Consider the following 20,226-nt stretch of genomic DNA (forward strand, 5'->3'; position numbering starts at 1 on the left):
CCGCCTCTGTCGCGGGCGTCGCCCCGGGTGGCCGCCGCCGTCATCCTCCCGGGTGACCCGTGCTGGTCCCTGCGGCCCCCGCGAGATGCCACTTATGAGCGGGATCCACGGCGTGTCGTGCTCATAAGTGGCATCTCGCGGCGGGGATCGGCGCGCGCGTCAGGGGGCGGCGTCAGGGGCGGAGGCCGGCTCGGCGGAGGGTGAGGGCGGAGAGGGCGGCGGTGGCGGCGGGGTCGCCGGCGCGCCAGGCGGGGACGGCCTGCGGGTGGGCGGCGAGGATCTCGCGCGGGGTCGCCTCGGTGAGGGCGCGGAGGGCCAGCAGCTCGGCGCCGCCGGGGGTCGTGCCGAGGGCACGCAGCTCGGCGGTGCGGCGGGCGAAGCGCAGGCGCGGGCGGAGCCAGACCACGGCGAGCAGGAGCAGCGGCAGCCCGCCGACCGCGAGGCCGGCCACGATCGCCAGCGCGCTCGCGAGCTGCTGCTGGTCGCGGCCGGCCGCGGCGAGCACCGCTCCGGCGCCGCTGGCCTCGTCGAACGGCGCGCGCACGGCGTCGCCGAGCAGCGGGATGCCGCCGAGCGTCGAGCCGGCGTCGCTCATGGTGGAGCCGAAGCCGCTGCCCGCGCTCTCGAGGCGTCGGCCGATCTCGGCGAGGCCCGCGATCAGCGAGCCGACGGCGATCCCGGCCGCGATCGCGATCACCGCGACGGCGAGCGCGAGGGCGTCGGCCGTGATCTGGCGGGCGCGGACGGCGGGGAGGTCGGCGTAGATCTGCACCAGCCGATCATCCCCCGCCCGCGGCCGTCGTGCGCGTCGCTGCCGGAGCGGACGGGTCTCGAAGCGGGTCGGTCCCGACGCGCGTCAGTCGAGGAGGTCGTGCAGGACGACGACCTGCTCGCGCTCCGGCCCGACGCCGATCGCGGAGAAGCGGGCGCCGCTCATCGCCTCGAGGGCGCGGACGTAGTCCTGCGCGGCCTGCGGCAGGTCGGCGAACTCGCGGCAGCCGGTGATGTCCTCCTGCCATCCGGGGAACTCCTCGTAGATCGGCTTCGCGTGGTGGAAGTCGCTCTGCGAGACGGGGACCTCGTCGTGGCGCACGCCGTCGACCTCGTAGGCGACGCAGACCGGGATGGTCTCCAGGCCCGAGAGCACGTCGAGCTTGGTCAGCACGAAGTCGGTGACGCCGTTGATCCGCGCGGAGTAGCGGGCGATCGGGGCGTCGTACCAGCCGCAGCGGCGCGGGCGGCCGGTGGTGGTGCCGAACTCGAAGCCTTGCTTGCGCAGGTACTCGCCCCACTCGTCGAACAGCTCGGTCGGGAACGGGCCGGCGCCGACGCGGGTCGTGTACGCCTTGATGACCGCGATGACGCGCTCGATGCGGTTGGGCGCCACTCCGGAGCCGGTGGCCGCGCCGCCCGAGGTCGCGTTGGAGGAGGTGACGAACGGGTAGGTGCCGTGGTCGACGTCGAGCATCGTGGCCTGGCCGGCCTCGAAGAGCACCGTCTTGCCGGCGTCGAGCGCCCGGGCGAGGACGAGCGAGGTGTCCGCGACCATCGGGCGCAGGCGCTCCGTGTACTGCAGCAGGTCCTCCATGACCTGCTCGACCAGGATCGCGCGGCGGTTGTAGACCTTCACCAGCAGGTGGTTCTTCTGGTCGAGGGCGCCCTCGATCTTCTGCCGGAGGATGTTCTCGTCGAAGAGGTCCTGGATCCGGATGCCGACCCGGTTGATCTTGTCGGCGTAGGCCGGGCCGATGCCGCGGCCGGTGGTGCCGATCTGGCGCTTGCCGAGGAAGCGCTCCGTCACCTTGTCGAGGGTGCGGTGGTAGCTGGTGATCACATGCGCGTTGGCGCTGACGAGCAGCTTCGAGACGTCGACGCCGCGGGCGCTCAGCGCCTCGAGCTCGTGGAAGAGCACCTCGATGTCGACGACGACGCCGTTCGCGATGACGGGGACGACGCCCGGCGTCAGAATGCCCGAGGGCAGCAGGTGCAGGGCGTACTTCTCGTCGCCGACGACGACCGTGTGGCCGGCGTTGTTGCCGCCGTTGAACTTGACGACGTAGTCGACGCGGCTGCCGAGCAGGTCGGTCGCGCGTCCCTTTCCCTCGTCGCCCCACTGGGCGCCGGTGATGACGATTGCTGGCATGGCGTGTCCTTCGCGGGTGGGAGCGGAGTCGTGGGGCGTGCACTCGATCTCGAGGGCGGGCCTCGACGGGCCGGGCGGGCATCCGATGGCGCAGCAGCGCGACCAGCCGATCGATTCTAGCGGAGGGGCCCCTTCTGCGGCTCGTGCGCACGGGCCCGGATGCGAGCGCTTGTCGATAGCCGAGCGATGCTCTCGAACCCGTAACGACGCGTTCACACGTGGCGCATAGATTCGAACTCGTTCACACTCCACCGATCACGCGAACAGGAAACCGATGCGCACACTCCGCGCCGCAAGCCTCCTCGCCGTCGTCGCGCTGGGAGCGGTCACCGCCGCCCCCGTCGCGAGCGCGGCCACCCTCGACGACGGCGTCGAGCTCACCCTGGTGTCGACGACCGACACGCACGGGCACGTCTACAACTGGGACTACTTCGCGAACGCGCCCTACGAGGGCGAGGACACGCTCGGCCTCACCCGCGTCGCGACCGAGGTCGACCGCCTCCGCGCCGAGAAGGGCGACGACTCCGTCCTCGTCTTCGACAACGGCGACGCGATCCAGGGCACGCCCCTCACCTACTACTACGGCCTCGGCGACGGCGCCGCGGGCGTCCTCTCGGGCGAGACGACGCACCCGATGGCCACCGCGTTCAACACCATCGGCTACGACGCGCAGGTCGTCGGCAACCACGAGTTCAACTACGGCCTCGACATGCTGAGCGCCTACGAGGGCGATCTGAACGCCCCGCTGCTCGGCGCGAACGTCGTCGACGTCGCGACCGGCGAGCCGTACCAGAAGCCGTACACGGTGATCGAGCGCGAGATCGACGGCGAGACCGTGCGGGTCGGCGTGCTCGGCCTGGTCACCCCGGGCGTCCGCGTCTGGGACAAGCAGTACGTCGACGGCGTGCTCGAGTTCCGCGACATGGTCGAGACCGCGAAGGAGTGGGTCCCGAAGGTCGAGGCCGAGGCCGACGTGGTCGTCGTCCTCGCGCACACCGGCCAGGGCACCGTCCCGGACGCCGAGTACGACCCGGCCGACCTCAACGAGGACGTCGTCAACAACATCGCGACGCAGGTCCCCGGCATCGACGTGGTCGTCGCCGGCCACAGCCACCAGGACGTCCCCGAGACGCTCTACACGAACGTCGCCGGCGAGCAGATCCTCGTCACCCAGCCGTACTTCTGGGCGCAGGGGCTCACCGAGGTGACCCTGAACCTGGTGAAGGACGCCGCGGGCGACCTGCAGGTCGACTGGACCGAGGGCAGCGCGCCCGTCGTCACCCCGGTCTACGCGCGCGACATCGCCGAGGAGTCGACCGCCGTGGTCGACGCCCTCGCCGAGCCGCACGCGACCACGATCGAGTACGTGAACACCCCCGTGGCCGAGTCGCTCGAGGAGCTCTCGGCCGAGACCTCGCGCTACGAGGACACCCCGATCATCGACTTCATCAACAACGTCCAGGCCGAGACGGTCGACGCCGCGCTCGAGGGCACGGAGTGGGCCGACGTCCCGGTGATCTCGCAGGCGTCGCCGTTCTCGCGCACCGCGGTCTTCCCGAAGGGGCAGGTCACGATCCGCGACATCGCCGGTCTCTACATCTACGAGAACACCCTCCGGGGCGTCGAGATGACGGGCGCGGAGGTGCGCGACTACCTCGAGTACTCGGCCCGCTACTTCAACCAGGTCGCCCCGGGCGCTCCGTTCGACCCGGCCACCGGCACGAATGCGATCACCGCGGACCGCCCCACGGGCATCCCGGACTACAACTACGACGCGCTCTCGGGCCTCGACTACGTCATCGACATCTCGCAGCCGGCCGGCTCCCGGATCCGCGACCTGACGCAGCTCGACGGCACCCCCGTCGCCGACGACGACCGCTTCGTGATGGCCGTCAACAACTACCGGCAGAGCGGTGGCGGGGCCTACCCGGCCGTCGCCGCGGCTCCCCTCGTCTACGACGAGCGGCTCGAGATCCGGCAGCTGCTGATCGACTGGGCGAGCGCGCGCGGCGTGATCGACCAGGCGGACTTCTTCGACCAGAACTGGTCGCTGACGTCGGTCGCGGCCGAGGTCCCCGCCGAGCCCGGCACGCCCGAGCCCGGCCAGCCCGAGCCGACCGAGCAGCCGACGGCCACCCCGGTGCCGCTGCCCTCCGCCACGCCCGTCCCCGTCGCCGGGGGCTCGCACTCCGGACCGCTCGCGAACACCGGCGTCGACGCGGCCTCCTCCGCAGGAGGCGCGGCTCTGCTGCTGCTCGCCGGCATCGCGCTGACGGTGCTCCGCCGCCGCCGCTCCGCCTCGCACTCGGAGTAGCCGCCCGCACCACCCGCACGACCGGACGGCGCCGCCCTCACTCCCGAGGGCGGCGCCGTCTCGCGTTCCAGGCGGCGAGCACGCCCGTCGACCACAGCGCCCAGAGCACGAGCAGCGGCTGGAAGACCAGCCGGATCGCCCGGGCAGCGTCGGTCTCGAGGCCGAAGGCCGGAGTCCGGGTGACGAGCTGCGAGACGTTCCCGGGGAACACCGCGACGAAGAAGGCGGCGACGACGATCCCCACCAGCACCCGCCGGCGCCGCAGCAGCAGGAGCGCGAGCCCGAGCGCGATCTCGACGACACCGGATGCCAGGACGACGAAGTCCGCGTCGAACGGCAGCCACGGCGGAACCTGCGCCTGGAAGGACCGCCGCGCGAAGGTCAGGTGCCCCGTCCCCGCGAACACGAGCACGAGGCCCAGGAGGATGCGGGCGATCGTGCGCGGGAGGCTCATCGCCCCAGTCTGCGCCCGCGGTTCCCGCGCTCCGGCTGCACCGCCCCGTATCCTCGATACCGCGCGCGCCGCGCCACCCCGTCCCTACCGCCCTGTCCGCAGACCGTGAAACGAGTTCCATGAGCACCCTGCCCCGCCTGATGGCCTTCGACCTCGACGACACCCTCGCCGCCTCGAAGTCCCCCGTGGACCCGGTGATGGCCGACCTCTTCGTCAAGCTGCTGCAGGCGACCGAGGTGTGCATCATCTCCGGCGGCCAGATCGGCCAGTTCCGGATGCAGGTGCTCGACCGCCTCGAGGGCGCCGACCCCGCCGTGCTGGCGAAGCTGCACCTGATGCCCACCTGCGGCACGCAGTACTACCGCTACGAGAACGGCGACTGGGCGCAGATCTACGCCGAGAACCTCACCGACGACGAGAAGTCCCGCGCGCTCGCCGCCGTCGAGGAGAAGGCCAAGGAGCTCGGCTACTGGGAGTCCGAGACCTGGGGCCCGATCCTCGAGGACCGTGACTCGCAGATCACCTTCTCCGCGCTCGGCCAGGCCGCTCCGGTGCCGGTGAAGCAGGCCTGGGACCCGACCGGCGAGAAGAAGAACACCCTCCGCGAGGCCGTCCAGGCCGTGCTGCCCGACCTCGAGGTCCGCTCCGGCGGCTCCACCTCGGTCGACATCACCCGCAAGGGCATCGACAAGGCCTACGGGATGAACAAGCTCACCGAGCTCACCGGCATCCCCCTCGACGAGATGATCTTCGTCGGCGACCGCCTCGACCCCGACGGCAACGACTACCCCGTCAAGGCGATGGGCGTCGAGACCTTCGCCGTCGAGGGCTGGCACGACACCGCCGCCTACCTCCGCTCCTACGGCCTGTAGGTCTCTGCGAGCCCGGTCCTCCCCCGCGAGATGCCACTTGTGAGCGCGACACGCCGCGAAAGTCCGTCACAAGTGGCATCTCGCGGGGAGCGCCGGGCTCGGGTCAGGCGTCCTCGCTGAGGGAGCCGGTGGCGGTGCCGTCGAGGGCGAGGCGGAGGCGGAGGCGGCGCGGCAGCTTCGCGACGATGATCGCGTGCGACTCCGCGAGCAGCTCCTGGACGAGGCCCTCCTCGACCCGGCCGCCCGCGTCGACGGTCACCCAGTGCTTCTTGTTGAGGTGGTAGCCGGGCTCGATGCCGTCGACGCCCGCGACGAGGTGCACGACGTTCTCGGGCAGCGCTTTGACGCTGACGACGGGCCGGCCGAACCGCTCCATCTCGAGCGCGAAGACCTTGCCCTCGACCTTCCACACCCGCGTCTCCGGGCCGAAGGGGAAGCTCGCGCCTGCGCCCGGCAGGTCGGCGAGGAAGGACTCGAGCGCGGCGGTGTCCACGCGTCCATCATGCCCGCAGAGGTGCCGCCCGCGTAGGCTCGTCCTGTCGTCCGTCCAGCCAGTGGAGCAGTCTCCGCCGTCGGAACGACCGGAATCGGATCCGACCATGCCAGACCCCACGACCACCTCGACCTCCGCTCTGAGCCGTGCGACCGGGAGGTACGCGCGGGCGTTCGCCCTCCCGGGGTCGCTCGCCTTCTCCTCGGCCGGCTGGCTCGGCCGCTTCCCCAAGGGCAGCCTCGCGATCGGGGTGCTCGTCCTCGTGTCTGCGCAGTCGGGCAGCTACGCGCTCGGCGGCGCGGTCTCCGGCGCGCTGACCCTCGCCCTCGCCGTGACCGGGCCGCTCTGGTCGCGGGTGATGGACCGCTGGGGGCAGCGCCGGGCGCTCGCCCTGTCGCTCCCGGTCCTCGTCGCCGCCTCGCTCGGGCTCGTCGCCGCCGTGCTGCTGGGCGCTCCCGTCTGGACCTGGTTCGCGCTCGGGATCCTCGCCGGCGCGGCCGTCCTCGACGTCGGCTCGGCCGTCCGCTCGCGCTGGAGCGCCGCGACCTCGGACCCGGGGCTGCGGCACACCGCGTACTCGGTCGAGTCGGTGGCGGACGAGGCGGCCTTCGTGGTCGCGCCGCCGATCGTCACCCTGCTGGCCTCGCTCGTGCACCCGGCGGCCGGCGTCCTGGTCGGCCTCGGGATCGGCGTGGCCGGCGGTGTCGCGCTGCTCGTGCAGACGGGGACGCAGCCGGCGCTCGCTCCGGTGCGCTCGGCCGCGTCGCCCGCGCGGGAGCGGCTGCCGCTCGGTCTCGTCGGCATCGTGGCGGTCTTCGCGACCATCGGCGGGGTCTTCGGCTCGTTCAACGTCGCGGCGATCGCGACCGCGGAGGCGTCCGGGGCGGGAGCCGCCTCGGGGCTGCTGCTCTCGGCGTACAGCATCGGCAGCGTGCTCACCGGGGTGGTCGTGGGTGCCGCGCGCCTGCCCGGCGGTCCGCGCTCGAGGTTCCTGGTGGCGGGCGCCGTCTTCGGAGTGGTGGTGCCGGTGCTCGTGCTCGCCGGGTCGCTGCCCGTGCTGATCGCGCTGGCCTTCGTCGCCGGCCTCGCGACGTCGCCGCTGCTGATCACCGGCTCGAGCCTCGTCGAGTCGATCGCCCCGCGCAGCCGCCTCACCGAAGCCCTCGCCTGGCCGCCGACCGGCATCGCCCTCGGCGCCACCGCCGGCTCCACCCTGAGCGGCCTGGCCGTCGAGGCCCTCGGCCCGCAGTCCGGCTTCCTGGTCACCGCCGGCGCGGCGGCGCTGGGCGCCCTGCTGACCCTCGCGACGGTCCTGCTCCTCCGCCGCCGCGCCGCCCCTGCGGCGACGCACTCGTCCCGCTGACCGAACACCCAGCCGAGGAGCCCGCACAGCGGGCACACTTCTGCCGCGTCGAGCGGCCCGCGAAGAGGGCCCCGCTTCATGCTGATCGAGTAGCCCGCGCAGCGGACGTATCGAGATCCACCCACCGAACGACGGTGGGTCTCGATACGCCCCTCCGGGGCTGCTCGACCAGCATGCGGCGGGGGTGGCAACCCTGCACCGCGGCAACCTGATCGTCGTCCGGTCGCGGTGATCGCAAGGCGGAGGAGGGAGGCGTAGCGGAGCTACGGCGACCGACGACAACGCCGCGAGCGCCGCGGCCGGGCGGCGATCAGTCCGCGCCGAGGATGACGATGGCGGCCGTGGGGGGCAGCGCGTCCTCGTGGTAGCGCTCGATCTCGGGGATCGCGGCGGGGTCGGCTTGCTCGAGGAAGCCGGTGAGGCGGGCGACCTCGTCGGTCTCGCCGATGGACTCGGCGGCGCGGCGGAGCGCGTAGAGCGCGAGGAGGAAGCCGCGGTTGGGACCGTGGCGCCACGGGATGGGGCCCTGGCCGCGCCAGCCGGCGGTGCGGAGCAGGTCGAGGCCGCGGTGGTAGCCGACGCGCGCGTAGGCGTAGGACGGCAGCGCCGCGTCGATCCCCCACACGCTGTCCGCGAGGAGAGCCCAGGCCAGCGGCGAGCGCGGGTGGGCCGCCGCGAGCGCGGCGAACTCGACGGCTCCCGGGTTCGCGTGCTTGGCGAGGGCCGCGGTGATCGCGGGCTCGTCCGGGAGGAGGGTCGGTTCGGGGCCCAGCAGGTTCTCGCCGTTCATGTCCTCAGGGTAACCCGCTCCCGCTGTGCCCCTCCGGGGCAGCCCGTCGACTCCCCCGTCCGGGCTGCGCCGATAGCATCGACCCCATGGCGACGAAGCGCAGCGAGGTCGAGGCCTGGCTCACGGACATGGACGGCGTGCTGGTGCACGAGAACCAGGCGCTCCCCGGCGCGCCCGAGCTCATCCAGGAGTGGACGGACGCGGGCACCCCGTTCCTGGTGCTCACGAACAACTCGATCTTCACCCCGCGCGATCTCGCGGCGCGGTTGCGGGCGTCGGGGCTGCACGTGCCCGAGGAGCGGATCTGGACGAGCGCCCTCGCGACCGCCGACTTCTGCGCCTCGCAGATGCCGGGTGGCAGCGCCTTCGTGATCGGCGAGGCCGGCATCACCACGGCCCTGCACGAGGCGGGCTTCATCATGACCGAGACCGCGCCGGACTACGTCGTCGTCGGCGAGACCCGCAACTACAGCTTCGAGGCGATCACGAAGGCGATCCGCCTGATCGTCGGGGGCGCCCGCTTCATCGTGACCAACCCCGACGCGACCGGCCCGAGCGCCGAGGGCGTCATGCCCGCGACGGGCGCGATCGCCGCCCTGATCACGAAGGCCACCGGCAAGGACCCGTACGTGGTCGGCAAGCCGAACCCGATGATGTTCCGCTCGGCGATGAACAAGATCGGCGCGCACAGCGAGAACACCGGCATGATCGGCGACCGGATGGACACCGACATCGTCGCCGGCATCGAGGCCGGCCTGCACACCGTCCTCGTCCTCACCGGCATCAGCGACCGCGCCGAGATGGACCGCTACCCGTTCCGCCCCGACGAGGTGCTGACCGGCGTGCACGAGCTGCTCTCGACCGACCCGTACGAGACCGAGTTCCCGCCGGACGACCAGATCCTCTGACCGCCGCCCCGGCCCGCCGCTCCTCACCCCCGACCTGCCGACACTCCAGAAGCAGCGGTAGTCGCCCACTCCGACTCCTCCGAAATTTGCGGTAGTCGAGCGCGAGTACCGCAACTCTTGGAGAGTGGGAGGGGGAAGGGGGCGCCCGGCCGCTCAGAAGCGGACGTGCTGGAGGATCCAGGCGTGCATCGCCACGGCGGCGGCGGCCGAGGCGTTGATCGAGCGGGTCGAGCCGAACTGCGAGATCTCGAGCACGGCGACGGAGGCGGCGATCGCCTCCTCCGAGAGGCCCGGCCCCTCCTGCCCGAACAGCAGCACGCAGCGCTCCGGCAGCGCGAACGTCTCGATCGGCACGCAGCCGGGCACGTTGTCGATCGCGAGCAGCGGGACGTCCTCCGCCTCGGCCCAGCGGGCGAGGTCGGCGACGGTCTCGTGGTGCTGCACGTGCTGGTAGCGGTCGGTGACCATCGCGCCGCGCTTGTTCCAGCGCCGGCGCCCGACGATGTGCACGCTGTCGGCGCCGAACGCATTGGCGCTGCGCACGATCGAGCCGATGTTCATGTCGTGCTGCCAGTTCTCGATGGCGACGTGGAAGGGGTGCCGCGACGCGTCGAGCTCGGCGACGATCGCGTCCATCCGCCAGTAGCGGAAGCGGTCGATCACGTTGCGGGAGTCGCCGCGCTCGAGCAGCTCGGGATCGAGGCGGTCGTCGTCGGGACGCGGACCGACCCACGGCCCCACGCCGTTCGTCGTCGCCTCGGGGGAGGCGGAGGGCCCGGCCTCGTCCACGTGTCGCGCCGCCCGGCCTAGGCCGACGGGGTGCCGTCGACCGAGCCGAGCATGTCGCCGCCGCCGGCGCGGTCGACGAAGCAGTAGTAGCTGCGCTCGCCGGCGTCCCACTGCTCCTGGGTCACGGGGTAGGAGGCGGACACCTGCACGTCGCCGTACGCCTCGGCACCCGCGATGTCGACGACGCCCTGCGCCTGGCAGAGCGAGGAGACCGAGACGGCCAGCGCGTCCTGGCCCGGGAAGGTCGCGTCGGTCAGCTCACCGGTCGCGACCATCTCGCCGGTGTGGGCGGTGGCGCAGTCGACGACCGTGAACTGCTCGGCCCAGACCGTGTCGAACGGCTGGAGGCACTCCCCGCCCAGCAGCGCCGTCCAGGCGTAGCTGCCGGCCGGCAGCGGGCCGACGGTGGGCAGGGCGGCGGTGGGCGCGGTGGTGGGCGTCGCACTCGGCTCGGACGGAGCGGCGGTCGTCGCGGCCGGGGCCGGCGCGGCCTCCTGGTCGCCGTTCGAGCCGACGGCGATCCCGATGGCGAGGATCGCGCCGAGCAGGAGCACGACGCCGACGGCGATCAGGCCGATCAGCAGGCGCCGCCGGCTTCGGGCGCGGTCGGGGCCGGGCGCGCCGACGCTCGTGACGGAGGGGACGGGAGCGGGGGCCGGTGACTTCGCGGGCTTCTCGGCGCGGGGCTTCTCGGCGCGGGGCTTGCGGGTCGAGCGCTTGGCGGCGTTGACGTGCGCGCGAGCGGGAGTGCTGAACGGCGCGACGGCCGGGGCGGCGGACTCGTCCTCGCCGGACGTCCCCTCCGCATCGGTGGTCGGCTCGCCGGAGGCGGTGCCGTCGTCGTCCGGCTCGAGGTTCCAGGCGTAGGCGCCGGCGGTCTCGCGCCAGAGCTCCTCGTCGCCGCCGTCGTCCTCGGGCTCGTCGCGCGGGGCGACGACGTCCTCCCACACCGGCGGCTCGTCCCAGCCGCCGCGGGGGTCGGGCCACTGGTACACGCTGGGCGCCGCGGGCTCGCGCGGCTCGGGCTCGGTCGCACCCTCGGGTCGGTCGCGGCGCGCCTCGGAGCGGCGCCCTCGCTCGCGGAGCGCCGGGGGCGCGGTCGGCAGATCGTCGACCGGCGGTGCCGCGGGCAGGACGGGCGCGGCGGGCGCGGGCTCGGCCGGCGCGACGGGCGACTCCGGCGCGGGAGCCGCGACGGGGCCCGGGGCGGCCGGCGGCTGCGGGAGCACCGGGCCGAGCGGGAAGCGCGGCGAGGGCGTGACCGGTCGCTCGGGAGCGGACTCCGCGGTGGTCGAGTCGTCCGCTGCGGGCCTCGACCGGGGAGCGGTGAAGGCGGCCCAGATGTCGCGACGCGCGGAGGCGGCGTCGGCCTCGGGATCGGACGCGCGCTCGACGGGGGCCTGAGCGTCGTCCTCCGTGGGCGCCTCGTCCGTGGTCGGCGGGGCGGGGGCGGGGTCCGGCTGGACGACGGTCTCAGGATCGGAGCCGGGCTCGGGCTCGACAGGACTCACGGCATCGACCGGCTCTTCGACATCGGCCTGCTGCTCGGAACCGACGCGCTGCTCGGGCTCGACGGGACGCTCGTCCTCGACGGGACGCTCGTCCCCAGCGGGCCGCTCGACCTCGACGGACGGCTCGGCCTGCTCGGCGTCGACGGGGCGCTCGGTAACTGCGACCTGCTCGGTCTCACCGGCCTGCTCGATCGGGCCGGCCTGCTCGGCCTCATCGGCCCGCTCGGTCCCGTCGGCCTGCTCGGCGCTGACGGCCGGTTCGGACCCGGCGCGGCGCTCGACGTCCGCCGACTGCTCGACGACCGACTGCTCGACGACGGACCGCTCGGCCGCGACGGACCGCTCAGCGTCGATGGCGCGCCCCACCTCGGCAGGCTGCTCCGCCTCGGTGGAGTTTCGCGCCTCCGCGGGCTGCCCCGCCTCGGTCGGGTCCTGCGTCTCCGCGGGCTGCTCCTCCTCGGCGGGCGCCGCCTCGGTCGCGGGCGCAGGCTCGGGTGCGGCCTCGGGCGCAGGGCTGCGCGGGGCGTCGAAGATGCTCTTCAGGCGGCCGCCGCTCAGCTGCTCGAGGAGCCACTCGCTGCCGCCGGCGCGGCGCTCGGGCTCGGGCTGCTCGTCGCGCCCGCCGTCAGGCTGGTCGCCGCGCTCGCGGCCGTCGTCGTCCACCATCAGCTCAGCCCGAGGTCGGCCAGCCCGATCGCGGCGAAGTAGGGGTAGCCGGCGCCCTCGATGATCTCGCGGGCCCCGGTCGCGCGGTCGACGACGACGGCGACTCCGGCGATCTCGGCGCCGACCTTCAGCAGGGCCTCGATCGCAGCGAGCGGGGAGCCGCCGGTGGTGGAGGTGTCCTCGACGACGACGACGCGCTTGCCGGCGAGGTCCGGGCCCTCGACCTGGCGGCCGCGGCCGTGGTCCTTGGGTGCCTTGCGCACGACGAAGGCGTCGTACTCGAGTCCGCGGAGGACGCCGCGGTGCAGGATCGCGGACGCGATCGGGTCGGCGCCCATCGTCAGACCGCCGACGGCGTCGACCCGCTCGATCGGAGCGATGAGGTCGAGCATGACGTCGCCGATGAGCGGGGCGACCCGGTGGTCCAGGCTGACGCGCCGCAGGTCGACGTAGTAGCTCGCCTTCTTGCCGCTCGTCAGGGTGAAGTCCCCGTGGAAGACGGCGTCGGAGCCGATGTACTCGATGAGCTGCTGGCGTGCGTCGGTCACGCGCCTACTCTACGGGGCACGCCTACGGCGCGGACTCGGCCCCGCCCGCGCGCGTCGCACCGGCCTTCTCGCCCTGTCCCTCCTCGGCTCCCCCGCGGAACTGGGTCATGTAGAGGTCGTAGTACGCGCCGCGGCGCTGGAGCAGCGCCTCGTGAGCGCCCTGCTCGACGATGCGGCCGGCCTCCATCACCAGGATCGTGTCGGCGTCCCGGATCGTGGAGAGGCGGTGCGCGATGACGAACGAGGTGCGGTCGGTGCGCAGCGCCGCCATCGCGTGCTGGACGAGCAGCTCGGTGCGGGTGTCGACCGAGGAGGTCGCCTCGTCGAGGATGAGCAGCGACGGGTTGGCGAGGAACGCGCGGGCGATCGTGATCAGCTGGCGCTCACCGGCCGAGACGCTGCCGCCCTCGGCGTCGAGCACCGTGTCGTAGCCGTCGGGGAGCTGCTGCACGAAGCGGTCGACCATCGTCGCCCGGGCGGCGTCGACGATCTCCTCGTCGGTCGCGTCGAGGCGGCCGTAGCGGATGTTCTCGCGGATCGTGCCCTGGAACAGCCAGGCGTCCTGGAGCACCATGCCGACCCGCGAGCGCAGGTCGCCGCGGCCGATCCGGGTGATGTCGACGCCGTCGAGCAGGATCCGGCCGCCGGTGAGCTCGTAGAAGCGCATCACCAGGTTGACCAGCGTGGTCTTGCCGGCGCCGGTCGGACCGACGATAGCGACCGTCTGGCCCGGCTGGGCCGAGAAGGTCAGTCCCTCGATCAGCGGCTGCTCCGGGTCGTAGGAGAAGGAGACGTCCTGGAACTCGACGTGGCCGTCGGTGCGCTCGGGCAGCGAGTCGACCGCGGTCTCAGGCTCCTGCTCGTCCGCGTCGAGCAGCTCGAAGGTGCGCTCGGCCGAGGCGACGCCCGACTGCAGCATGTTCGCCATGCTCGCGAGCTGGGTCACCGGCTGGGTGAACTCGCGCGAGTACTGGATGAACGCGGTCGCGTCGCCGAGGGTCAGCTGACCCGAGGCGACCCGGAGCCCGCCGACGACGGCGATCAGCACGTAGGAGAGGTAGGACACGAAGGTCATCGCCGGCATGATCATGCCCGAGACGAACTGGGCGCCGAACGAGGCCGAGTAGAGCGCGTCGTTCCGACGGTCGAACTCCTCGAGCATCTCGCGGTCGCGGCCGAACGTGCGGACGATCTCGAGGCCGGAGAAGGTCTCCTCGATGTGGCCGTTCAGCGCGCCGGTGTTCTTCCACTGCGCGGCGAAGAGCTTCTGCGAGCGGGCGCCGATGACGCCGGCGATCACGGCGGACAGCGGGATCGAGACCAGCGCGATCAGCGCGAGCTGCCAGGAGACGATGAACATCATCACGGCGATCCCGATGATGGTGAGCACCGACTGCACGAGCTGCGAGAACGCCTGCTGCAGCGCCGTCTGGATGTTGTCCACGTCGTTGGTCACCCGCGACATCACGTCGCCGCGCTGCCGGGTGTCGAAGTAGCGCAGCGGGAGGCGGTTGATCTTCGCCTCGATGTCCTGGCGCAGGCCGAAGACGACCCGCATCACGAGGCCGTTGAGGATGTAGCCCTGGGCCCACATCAGCACCGACGCGACGACGTACATCAGCAGCACGATGATGATCAGGCGCCCGAGGACGGTGAAGTCGATGCCCTCGCCGGGCACGATCGCGGTCTTGGAGAGCATGTCGGCGAAGGTGCCGTTGCCCTCGGCCCGCTGCTGCTCGATGATCTGCTCGAGCGGGACGCCGGCGGGCAGCTGCGAGCCGATGACGCCGTTGAAGATGGTATCCATCGCCTGGCCGAGGATCTTCGGCGCGATGACGGTGAGGACGACCGACGCGGACACGAGCGCGACGACCAGGATCATCCGGGCGCGCTCGGGGCCGAGCAGGCTGAACAGCCGCTTGGCGGAGGGCCAGAAGTTCTGCGCCTTCCGGGCGGGCGGGCCGTCGCCGAACATGCCGCCGTCGCCCTCGCCGGGCTCGAACTCGGGCTCGAGCTCGGAGGACTCGGCGACCGGCGCCGTCTGGGCCTCGGTGTCGCGTGCGCGTGCCATCTCAGGCCACCCCTTCCACGCTCAGCTGGGATTCGACGATCTCGCGGTAGGTCGCGTTCGTCTCGAGGAGCTCGTCGTGCGTGCCGCGGCCGACGATGCGGCCCGCGTCGAGCACGACGATCTGGTCGGCGTTCCGGATCGTCGACACGCGCTGGGCGACGATGATCACGGTCGCGTCGGTGGTCGCCTCGGCGAGGGACTCGCGCAGGCGCGCGTCGGTCGCGACGTCGAGTGCCGAGAACGAGTCGTCGAAGAGGTAGACGCGCGGCTTCGCGACGAGCGCCCGCGCGATGCAGAGCCGCTGCCGCTGCCCGCCGGAGACGTTGGTGCCGCCCTGCGAGACCGGCTCGTCGAGCCCGCGCTCCTTCGCCCGGACGAAGTCCTCGCCCTGGGCGATGCGCAGCGCCTCCCAGAGCTCCGCGTCGGTCGCGTCGGGCCGGCCGAAGCGGAGGTTGGAGGCGATGGTGCCCGAGAAGAGGTAGGGCCGCTGCGGGACGAGCCCGACGACCTTCGCGAGCTGCGCGCGGTCGAGCGAGGAGACGGGCACGCCGTCGATGGCGACCGAGCCCTCCTGCGGGTCGAACAGCCGCGGCACGAGGCCGAGCAGCGTCGTCTTGCCCGCACCGGTCGAGCCGACGATGGCCGTCGTCCGGCCCGGCTCGGCGACGAGATCGAGCTGCGAGAGCACGGGGCGCTCGGCGCCCGGGTAGCCGAAGACCACGCCGGAGAACTCGACGCGACCGACGGTCGGCGCCTCGACGCCGCCGGTCGGCGTGGTGAGGCTGGTCCGGGTGTCGAGGACCTCCTGGATGCGCTCGGAGCAGACCACGGCGCGCGGGATCATCATCACCATGAAGACGCCCATCATCACGGCGGTGAGGATCTGCAGCAGGTACTGGAGGAACGCGGTCAGCGAGCCGATCTGCATCTGACCCGCGTCGACCCGGTGCCCGCCGAACCAGAGCACGGCGGCCGTGGCGAGGTGCAGGATCATCATGATCGCCGGGAACATCAGCACGAAGATGTTGCCGACCTTGATCGACACCTCGGTGATCGCCTCGTTCGAGCGGCGGTAGCGCTCCGACTCGAAGGGCTCGCGGACGAAGGCGCGGACCACGCGGATGCCGGTGATCTGCTCGCGCAGCACCCCGTTGATCCCGTCGATGCGGTCCTGCATCAGGCGGAACAGCGGCAGCAGCAGGAAGACCAGCACGCCGACGACGACGAAGAGCACGGGCACCGAGACCCAGACCAGCCAGGAGAGCCCGGCGTCCTCGCGCAGGGCGAAGACGATCCCGCCGATGCACATGATCGGCGTCGAGACCATGAAGTTGAGCGTCATCAGCACGAGCATCTGCACCTGCTGCACGTCGTTCGTGCCGCGGGTGATCAGAGTGGCGGTGCCGAAGCGGCCGACCTCGAGCCCGCTCAGCGAGTCGACCCGGCGGTAGACGTCGCGGCGCAGGTCGCGGCCGACGGCCATCGCGGTGCGCGCACCGAAGTAGACGCCGCCGATCGCCGCGGCGACCTGGACCAGGCAGACCATGAGCATCGTCATGCCGGTGGCCCAGATGAAGTCGGTGTCCCCCTGGCCGATGCCCTGGTCGATGATCTCGGCGTTGAGGCTCGGCAGGTAGAGCGCCGCGAGGGTCGCGATCAGCTGGAGCACCACGACCGCCGCGATCGACCGGGAGTAGGGCTTCGCGTACGAGGACGCGAGACGGAGCAGGATCATGGGTCCTCCGGTCGGGGCGGGGCGGGAGAGGGCGGCCGGATCAACGAGAGGCGGATCGGCCGAGCACGGGGACGGTCGGAGCTTCGGGGCTCGGGCCGAGCGGCGCGGAGGAGCGGCCGCTTCAGGGACGGCGCAAGACAACCATCGACCACCGACACCGGTTCCGCAATCGGTCGGCAGGAGGAGACCGCGCGCGCCCGGCCCCCGTGCGGGGAAGCTGTCGGCGGCGGCTCCTAGACTTCCGGAATGCGCATCGCCACCTGGAACGTGAACTCCATCCGGGCCCGCACCGGCCGCGTCGTCGACTGGCTCGTGCGCGAGGACGTCGACGTGCTCGCCATGCAGGAGCTCAAGTGCAAGCCCGAGCAGTTCCCGCACGAGGCCTTCGCCCAGGCGGGCTACCACGTCGAGATGGTCGGCCTCAGCCAGTGGAACGGCGTCGGCATCGCCTCCCGCCTGCCGATGGAGGACGTCCAGGTCGGCTTCCCCGGGATGCCCGGCTTCGCCAAGGAGCCCGCGGCGGACGGCTCCTTCCCGCTCGAAGCGCGCGCGATCGGCGCGACGGTCGACGGCGTGCGGGTCTGGAGCCTCTACGTCCCCAACGGCCGCGCGGTCGGCGACCCGCACTGGCACTACAAGCTCGAGTGGTTCGCGGCCCTCGAGGCGAGCACCCGCGCCTGGCTCGCGGCCGAGCCCGACCTGCCGCTCGCGCTGGTCGGCGACTGGAACGTCGCCCCGCTCGACAGCGACGTCGGCGACCCGACGCTCGGCCCCGGCTCCACCCACGTCTCCCCCGAGGAGCGCGCGGCCTTCGAGGCCTTCACCGCCGCCGGCCTGCAGGACGTCGTGCGCCCGCTCGCCCCCGAGGGCTACACCTATTGGGACTACAAGCAGCTGCGCTTCCCGCGCAACGAGGGCCTGCGGATCGACTTCGTGCTCGGCTCGCGCGCCTTCGGCGACCTGGTGACCGGCGCCTCCATCCACCGGAACGAGCGCAAGGGCGACGCCCCGAGCGACCACGTCCCCGTGGTGGTCGATCTCGACCTCGACACCTCGCTCGACGACGACCGCCCGATGATCTTCTGACCGTGGCGTCCTCGAAGAAGAAGCGCGCCCGCGCCGAGCAGCCCTCGAGCTCCCAGCGCCCCTCCACGACACAGCGGCCCCCCACCGCCCAGCGCCCCTCCACGGCACAGCGCGCCGCCGCGAGCCGCCCCGCCGTGGCCCGCGCGCACGACGAGCTCCGCGCCGACGCCTACCGCTCCGTCCGCGAGACCTTCGCCGCCGGGAAGCCGCTGCGCCGCCGCTGGGACCTGGTGCTCTCGATCCTCGGCTGCCTCGCGCTCGGGCTGCTCTGCGTGGTGCTCGGCTACCTCGCCGCGATCCTCGCCGTCTTCCCCGGCCAGTGCGAGGGGCAGAACATCGCCTGCGACTACGACCGGATCGACTGGGGCGTCTCGCTCGCCCTGATCGGCCCGCCGATCCTGACGCTGATCGCCGTGGGCGTGACGATCATCCGCTACCTCGTCGGCCGCCGGGTGTTCTGGATCCCGATCGTCGCCTTCGTGCTCTGCGTCGGCACCGCGTTCCTCGCGTCCTGGCTCGTCACCAGCTCGATCCCCGGCTCCGCGCTGGCCTGAGCGGGGCGGCCGTCCACCGGCCGCCCCGCCGTCAGCCGGCGCAGGTCGGGTCGTCGGCGAGCGTCACCTCGGTCTTGTTGATCATCGGCGTGACCCGGACGGCCTGCTCGCCGAAGGTCGCGGCGGGGTCGGCGGCGGTGAAGCCGATCGTCACCGTCGTGGACTCGCCGGGAGCGAGCTGCACCGAGACGCGCGCGACCGGCCGGCCGAGGTCGTCGGTCGGGTCGAAGATCCGGGCCGCCTCACCGAGCGGGTCGGACCAGGACGCCTGCGCCTGCGAGGTCGTCGTGCCGGGAGGGCCGTAGACGTAGACGTTGGTGACGAAGTCGCCGAGCGGGAAGCGGTTCCCGCCGTTCGCCGCCACGTACTTGGGCAGCGTGCGCGCGACCTTCTCCGTGATGGTGTTGGTCAGCGTCACCTGCGTCGAGAAGCTGGTGCCGCCGGCGGCGCAGCGGTTCGTGCTCGACTGGGTCACCGCGGTGTCGAGGTAGTAGTCCATCTTCGAGCCGACCGACGCGTCCTGGAAGAAAACACCGGTGGTCGAGGTGTCGTCGTTGTCCGTCGGCAGGACGCCCGCGATCGGGGTCGGCGCGAGCAGCGCCTGCTCCTCCGGGTCGGTGCTGTAGGCGAGGATCCGGCTCTCGCCGACGGCCTTCACCACGGCCGGGAGCATCTTCGACGGCTCCATGTCGCCGCCGAGGATCTTGCCGAGGACGGTGGCGCTGGCCTCCGAGAAGAACGCGTCCGTCGCGTCGGCGACCGTGGCGTCCGAGTAGCGGAAGTAGACCTTGTTGAGCAGCGTCGAGACCGTGTTCTCGCTGGTCAGCTCGGTGCCGTCGGTGAGCGTCACCGGGCCGGTCGAAGCGAGCAGGTACTGCAGCGCCATCGGGTCGATCGCGAGCACGCCGTCGATCTTCTGCTCCGGGAACTTCTGCGCCCAGAACTGCGTCGCGATCGAGGACGCGGTCGGGAAGTCGGGGCGGCTGGTCGACACGTTGAACGTGGTCGCGAGGTTGCCGCCGAAGGTGTCGAGCGCGCTCTGGTCGACCGTGACCGGCTGCAGCCCGCGGAAGTCCTGGCTCGACTGCTGCGTCCCGACCGTGATCGCGCCGCCGTCCACGTTCAGCTGCATCACCGAGGAGGCGCCGCCGCCCAGGGCCTGCGCCTCGGCGAGGTTCTGGAAGAGCACGAGGTAGCTGCGCGGTCCGCTGGCGCCCAGGGCGTCGGGGAGGATCGCGGTGATCGGCTGGACCTGGTCCATCGCACTGGTCGCCGTCTCGAGCTGCGGGGCGAACGCGTCGAGCGCGGACGCGACCTGCGGCACGAGCGCGCCCCGGTCGATCCCCTCGACGCGGGCCTGCGCCTCGTCGACGACGCCCTTGGCGACGGTGATCTTGTCGGAGAGGGCGGTGATCGCGGCGATGTCGACCTTGCCGTCGACCGGCTTGAGGACGTCGAGCGAGGTGGACGAGAGCGGGGTGACGATCTTGCCCGAGACGTCGTCGGCGATCTCGGTCGCGGCGCGCACGGCGGAGAGGTTCGGGCCGAGGAACGGCACGATCTCCATCACCCGCCACACCGGGTCGTCGGTCTCGTCGCGCGCCTCGCCGGTGAGGGTGGCGATCTGGCCGGCGGTCGACTCCGCACCCGCCGTGTCGAAGCCGGTGAGCTGGTCGGCGACCTGGGAGACCAGCGGGATGGCGGAGGTGAGCTTGGCGCGCACCGTCATCGCCTTCTCGTAGGTCTGCACCGCGAGGAAGGCGGCGACGACCGCGCCGATCACGAGGACCAGCAGGACGGTCAGGGTGATCCAGAGGCCCCGTCTGCTGCGGCGAGGGGTGCCGGAGGCGCGGCGAGAGGAGGTCGTCGTGGTGCTCATTCGAGAGAGCCTAAGCGACGCCCGCCCGCGGACGGCGGTCGATCCGCGCC

Annotated in this window: 17 protein-coding genes; 6 read left to right on the top strand and 11 right to left on the bottom strand. The window is 72.4% G+C overall.

What is annotated here, in order from left to right:
* Positions 1-172: 172 nt before the first annotated feature.
* Both MT353_RS16795 and MT353_RS16800 read right to left on the bottom strand, forming a co-directional pair.
* Positions 173-772: a hypothetical protein gene (locus MT353_RS16795; protein ID WP_243625377.1), complete on the bottom strand. Its 600-nt coding sequence runs from the start codon at positions 770-772 to the stop codon at positions 173-175.
* Positions 773-856: 84 nt separating this feature from the next.
* The gene (locus MT353_RS16800) at positions 857-2,143 is read right to left on the bottom strand and encodes an adenylosuccinate synthase (RefSeq protein ID WP_123736253.1); all 1,287 of its coding nucleotides are present in this window, start codon (positions 2,141-2,143) and stop codon (positions 857-859) included.
* Positions 2,144-2,417: 274 nt separating this feature from the next.
* Between MT353_RS16800 and MT353_RS16805 the strand changes: the two genes are divergently transcribed.
* A complete protein-coding gene (locus tag MT353_RS16805) occupies positions 2,418-4,457 on the top strand; it encodes a bifunctional UDP-sugar hydrolase/5'-nucleotidase (protein ID WP_243625378.1) in 2,040 nt (679 codons plus the stop codon).
* 37 nt (positions 4,458-4,494) lie between these two features.
* On the opposite strand, the gene MT353_RS16810 is transcribed toward MT353_RS16805, so the two are convergent.
* Positions 4,495-4,911 carry a hypothetical protein gene (locus tag MT353_RS16810; RefSeq protein ID WP_243599342.1) on the bottom strand — a complete coding sequence of 139 codons (417 nt, stop codon included), beginning with the start codon at positions 4,909-4,911 and terminating at the stop codon, positions 4,495-4,497.
* A gap of 119 nt (positions 4,912-5,030) precedes the next feature.
* Between MT353_RS16810 and MT353_RS16815 the strand changes: the two genes are divergently transcribed.
* Positions 5,031-5,783, top strand: coding sequence for an HAD-IIB family hydrolase (locus MT353_RS16815; RefSeq protein WP_123447127.1), 753 nt, complete (start codon positions 5,031-5,033; stop codon positions 5,781-5,783).
* 103 nt (positions 5,784-5,886) lie between these two features.
* Here the strand turns inward: MT353_RS16815 and MT353_RS16820 are convergent, their stop codons facing one another.
* Positions 5,887-6,276 carry an MmcQ/YjbR family DNA-binding protein gene (locus MT353_RS16820; protein WP_243625379.1) on the bottom strand — a complete coding sequence of 130 codons (390 nt, stop codon included), beginning with the start codon at positions 6,274-6,276 and terminating at the stop codon, positions 5,887-5,889.
* Between the two features lie 106 nt (positions 6,277-6,382).
* Here MT353_RS16820 and MT353_RS16825 point away from each other — a divergent pair, with 106 nt between their 5' ends.
* Positions 6,383-7,639, top strand: a complete 1,257-nt coding sequence (locus MT353_RS16825; protein WP_243625380.1) for an MFS transporter — start codon at positions 6,383-6,385, stop codon at positions 7,637-7,639.
* 310 nt (positions 7,640-7,949) lie between these two features.
* On the opposite strand, the gene MT353_RS16830 is transcribed toward MT353_RS16825, so the two are convergent.
* Complete coding sequence (locus tag MT353_RS16830) at positions 7,950-8,429, bottom strand: DUF3151 domain-containing protein (protein WP_123706013.1); 480 nt, start codon at positions 8,427-8,429, stop codon at positions 7,950-7,952.
* A gap of 86 nt (positions 8,430-8,515) precedes the next feature.
* On the opposite strand from MT353_RS16830, the gene MT353_RS16835 reads away from it, so the two are divergent.
* Positions 8,516-9,337: an HAD-IIA family hydrolase gene (locus MT353_RS16835; protein WP_123447131.1), complete on the top strand. Its 822-nt coding sequence runs from the start codon at positions 8,516-8,518 to the stop codon at positions 9,335-9,337.
* Between the two features lie 153 nt (positions 9,338-9,490).
* On the opposite strand, the gene MT353_RS16840 is transcribed toward MT353_RS16835, so the two are convergent.
* The 5 genes from MT353_RS16840 to MT353_RS16860 are packed head-to-tail and all read right to left on the bottom strand — an operon-like array spanning position 9,491 to position 16,657.
* On the bottom strand, positions 9,491-10,126 hold the full coding sequence (locus MT353_RS16840) for a TrmH family RNA methyltransferase (RefSeq protein WP_243625381.1): 636 nt from the start codon (positions 10,124-10,126) through the stop codon (positions 9,491-9,493).
* A gap of 17 nt (positions 10,127-10,143) precedes the next feature.
* Positions 10,144-12,303: a septum formation family protein gene (locus MT353_RS16845; RefSeq protein ID WP_243625382.1), complete on the bottom strand. Its 2,160-nt coding sequence runs from the start codon at positions 12,301-12,303 to the stop codon at positions 10,144-10,146.
* Entirely contained in the window at positions 12,303-12,851 is a 549-nt protein-coding gene (gene pyrE, locus MT353_RS16850) for an orotate phosphoribosyltransferase (protein WP_123447133.1), read from the bottom strand. The genes MT353_RS16845 and pyrE overlap by 1 nt, the downstream gene beginning before the upstream one ends.
* Before the next feature lie 22 nt (positions 12,852-12,873).
* The gene (locus MT353_RS16855; protein WP_279392292.1) at positions 12,874-14,922 is read right to left on the bottom strand and encodes an ABC transporter ATP-binding protein; all 2,049 of its coding nucleotides are present in this window, start codon (positions 14,920-14,922) and stop codon (positions 12,874-12,876) included.
* A 1-nt stretch (position 14,923) separates the two neighbouring features.
* Positions 14,924-16,657: an ABC transporter ATP-binding protein gene (locus MT353_RS16860; RefSeq protein ID WP_243581387.1), complete on the bottom strand. Its 1,734-nt coding sequence runs from the start codon at positions 16,655-16,657 to the stop codon at positions 14,924-14,926.
* Positions 16,658-16,903: 246 nt separating this feature from the next.
* Here MT353_RS16860 and MT353_RS16865 point away from each other — a divergent pair, with 246 nt between their 5' ends.
* Positions 16,904-17,743, top strand: coding sequence for an exodeoxyribonuclease III (locus MT353_RS16865; protein ID WP_243625383.1), 840 nt, complete (start codon positions 16,904-16,906; stop codon positions 17,741-17,743).
* Between the two features lie 2 nt (positions 17,744-17,745).
* Positions 17,746-18,297, top strand: coding sequence for a hypothetical protein (locus MT353_RS16870; protein ID WP_243625384.1), 552 nt, complete (start codon positions 17,746-17,748; stop codon positions 18,295-18,297).
* 31 nt (positions 18,298-18,328) lie between these two features.
* Here the strand turns inward: MT353_RS16870 and MT353_RS16875 are convergent, their stop codons facing one another.
* The gene (locus MT353_RS16875; RefSeq protein WP_132437390.1) at positions 18,329-20,176 is read right to left on the bottom strand and encodes a DUF4012 domain-containing protein; all 1,848 of its coding nucleotides are present in this window, start codon (positions 20,174-20,176) and stop codon (positions 18,329-18,331) included.
* Positions 20,177-20,226: the final 50 nt, after the last annotated feature.

It is taken from the genome of Rathayibacter sp. VKM Ac-2927 (genome assembly GCF_022815525.1).
Classification (GTDB): Bacteria; Actinomycetota; Actinomycetes; order Actinomycetales; family Microbacteriaceae; genus Rathayibacter; species Rathayibacter festucae.

Bases quoted from the DNA above. Each gene is read 5' to 3' on its own strand.
- MT353_RS16800 (WP_123736253.1), bottom strand. From the start codon at position 2,143: ATGCCAGCAATCGTCATCACCGGCGCCCAGTGGGGCGACGAGGGAAAG.
- MT353_RS16865 (WP_243625383.1), top strand. From the start codon at position 16,904: ATGCGCATCGCCACCTGGAACGTGAACTCCATCCGGGCCCGCACCGGC.
- MT353_RS16825 (WP_243625380.1), top strand. From the start codon at position 6,383: ATGCCAGACCCCACGACCACCTCGACCTCCGCTCTGAGCCGTGCGACC.
- MT353_RS16845 (WP_243625382.1), bottom strand. From the start codon at position 12,303: ATGGTGGACGACGACGGCCGCGAGCGCGGCGACCAGCCTGACGGCGGG.
- MT353_RS16830 (WP_123706013.1), bottom strand. From the start codon at position 8,429: ATGAACGGCGAGAACCTGCTGGGCCCCGAACCGACCCTCCTCCCGGAC.
- MT353_RS16805 (WP_243625378.1), top strand. From the start codon at position 2,418: ATGCGCACACTCCGCGCCGCAAGCCTCCTCGCCGTCGTCGCGCTGGGA.
- MT353_RS16855 (WP_279392292.1), bottom strand. From the start codon at position 14,922: ATGGCACGCGCACGCGACACCGAGGCCCAGACGGCGCCGGTCGCCGAG.
- MT353_RS16835 (WP_123447131.1), top strand. From the start codon at position 8,516: ATGGCGACGAAGCGCAGCGAGGTCGAGGCCTGGCTCACGGACATGGAC.
- MT353_RS16815 (WP_123447127.1), top strand. From the start codon at position 5,031: ATGAGCACCCTGCCCCGCCTGATGGCCTTCGACCTCGACGACACCCTC.
- MT353_RS16860 (WP_243581387.1), bottom strand. From the start codon at position 16,657: ATGATCCTGCTCCGTCTCGCGTCCTCGTACGCGAAGCCCTACTCCCGG.
- MT353_RS16810 (WP_243599342.1), bottom strand. From the start codon at position 4,911: ATGAGCCTCCCGCGCACGATCGCCCGCATCCTCCTGGGCCTCGTGCTC.
- MT353_RS16875 (WP_132437390.1), bottom strand. From the start codon at position 20,176: ATGAGCACCACGACGACCTCCTCTCGCCGCGCCTCCGGCACCCCTCGC.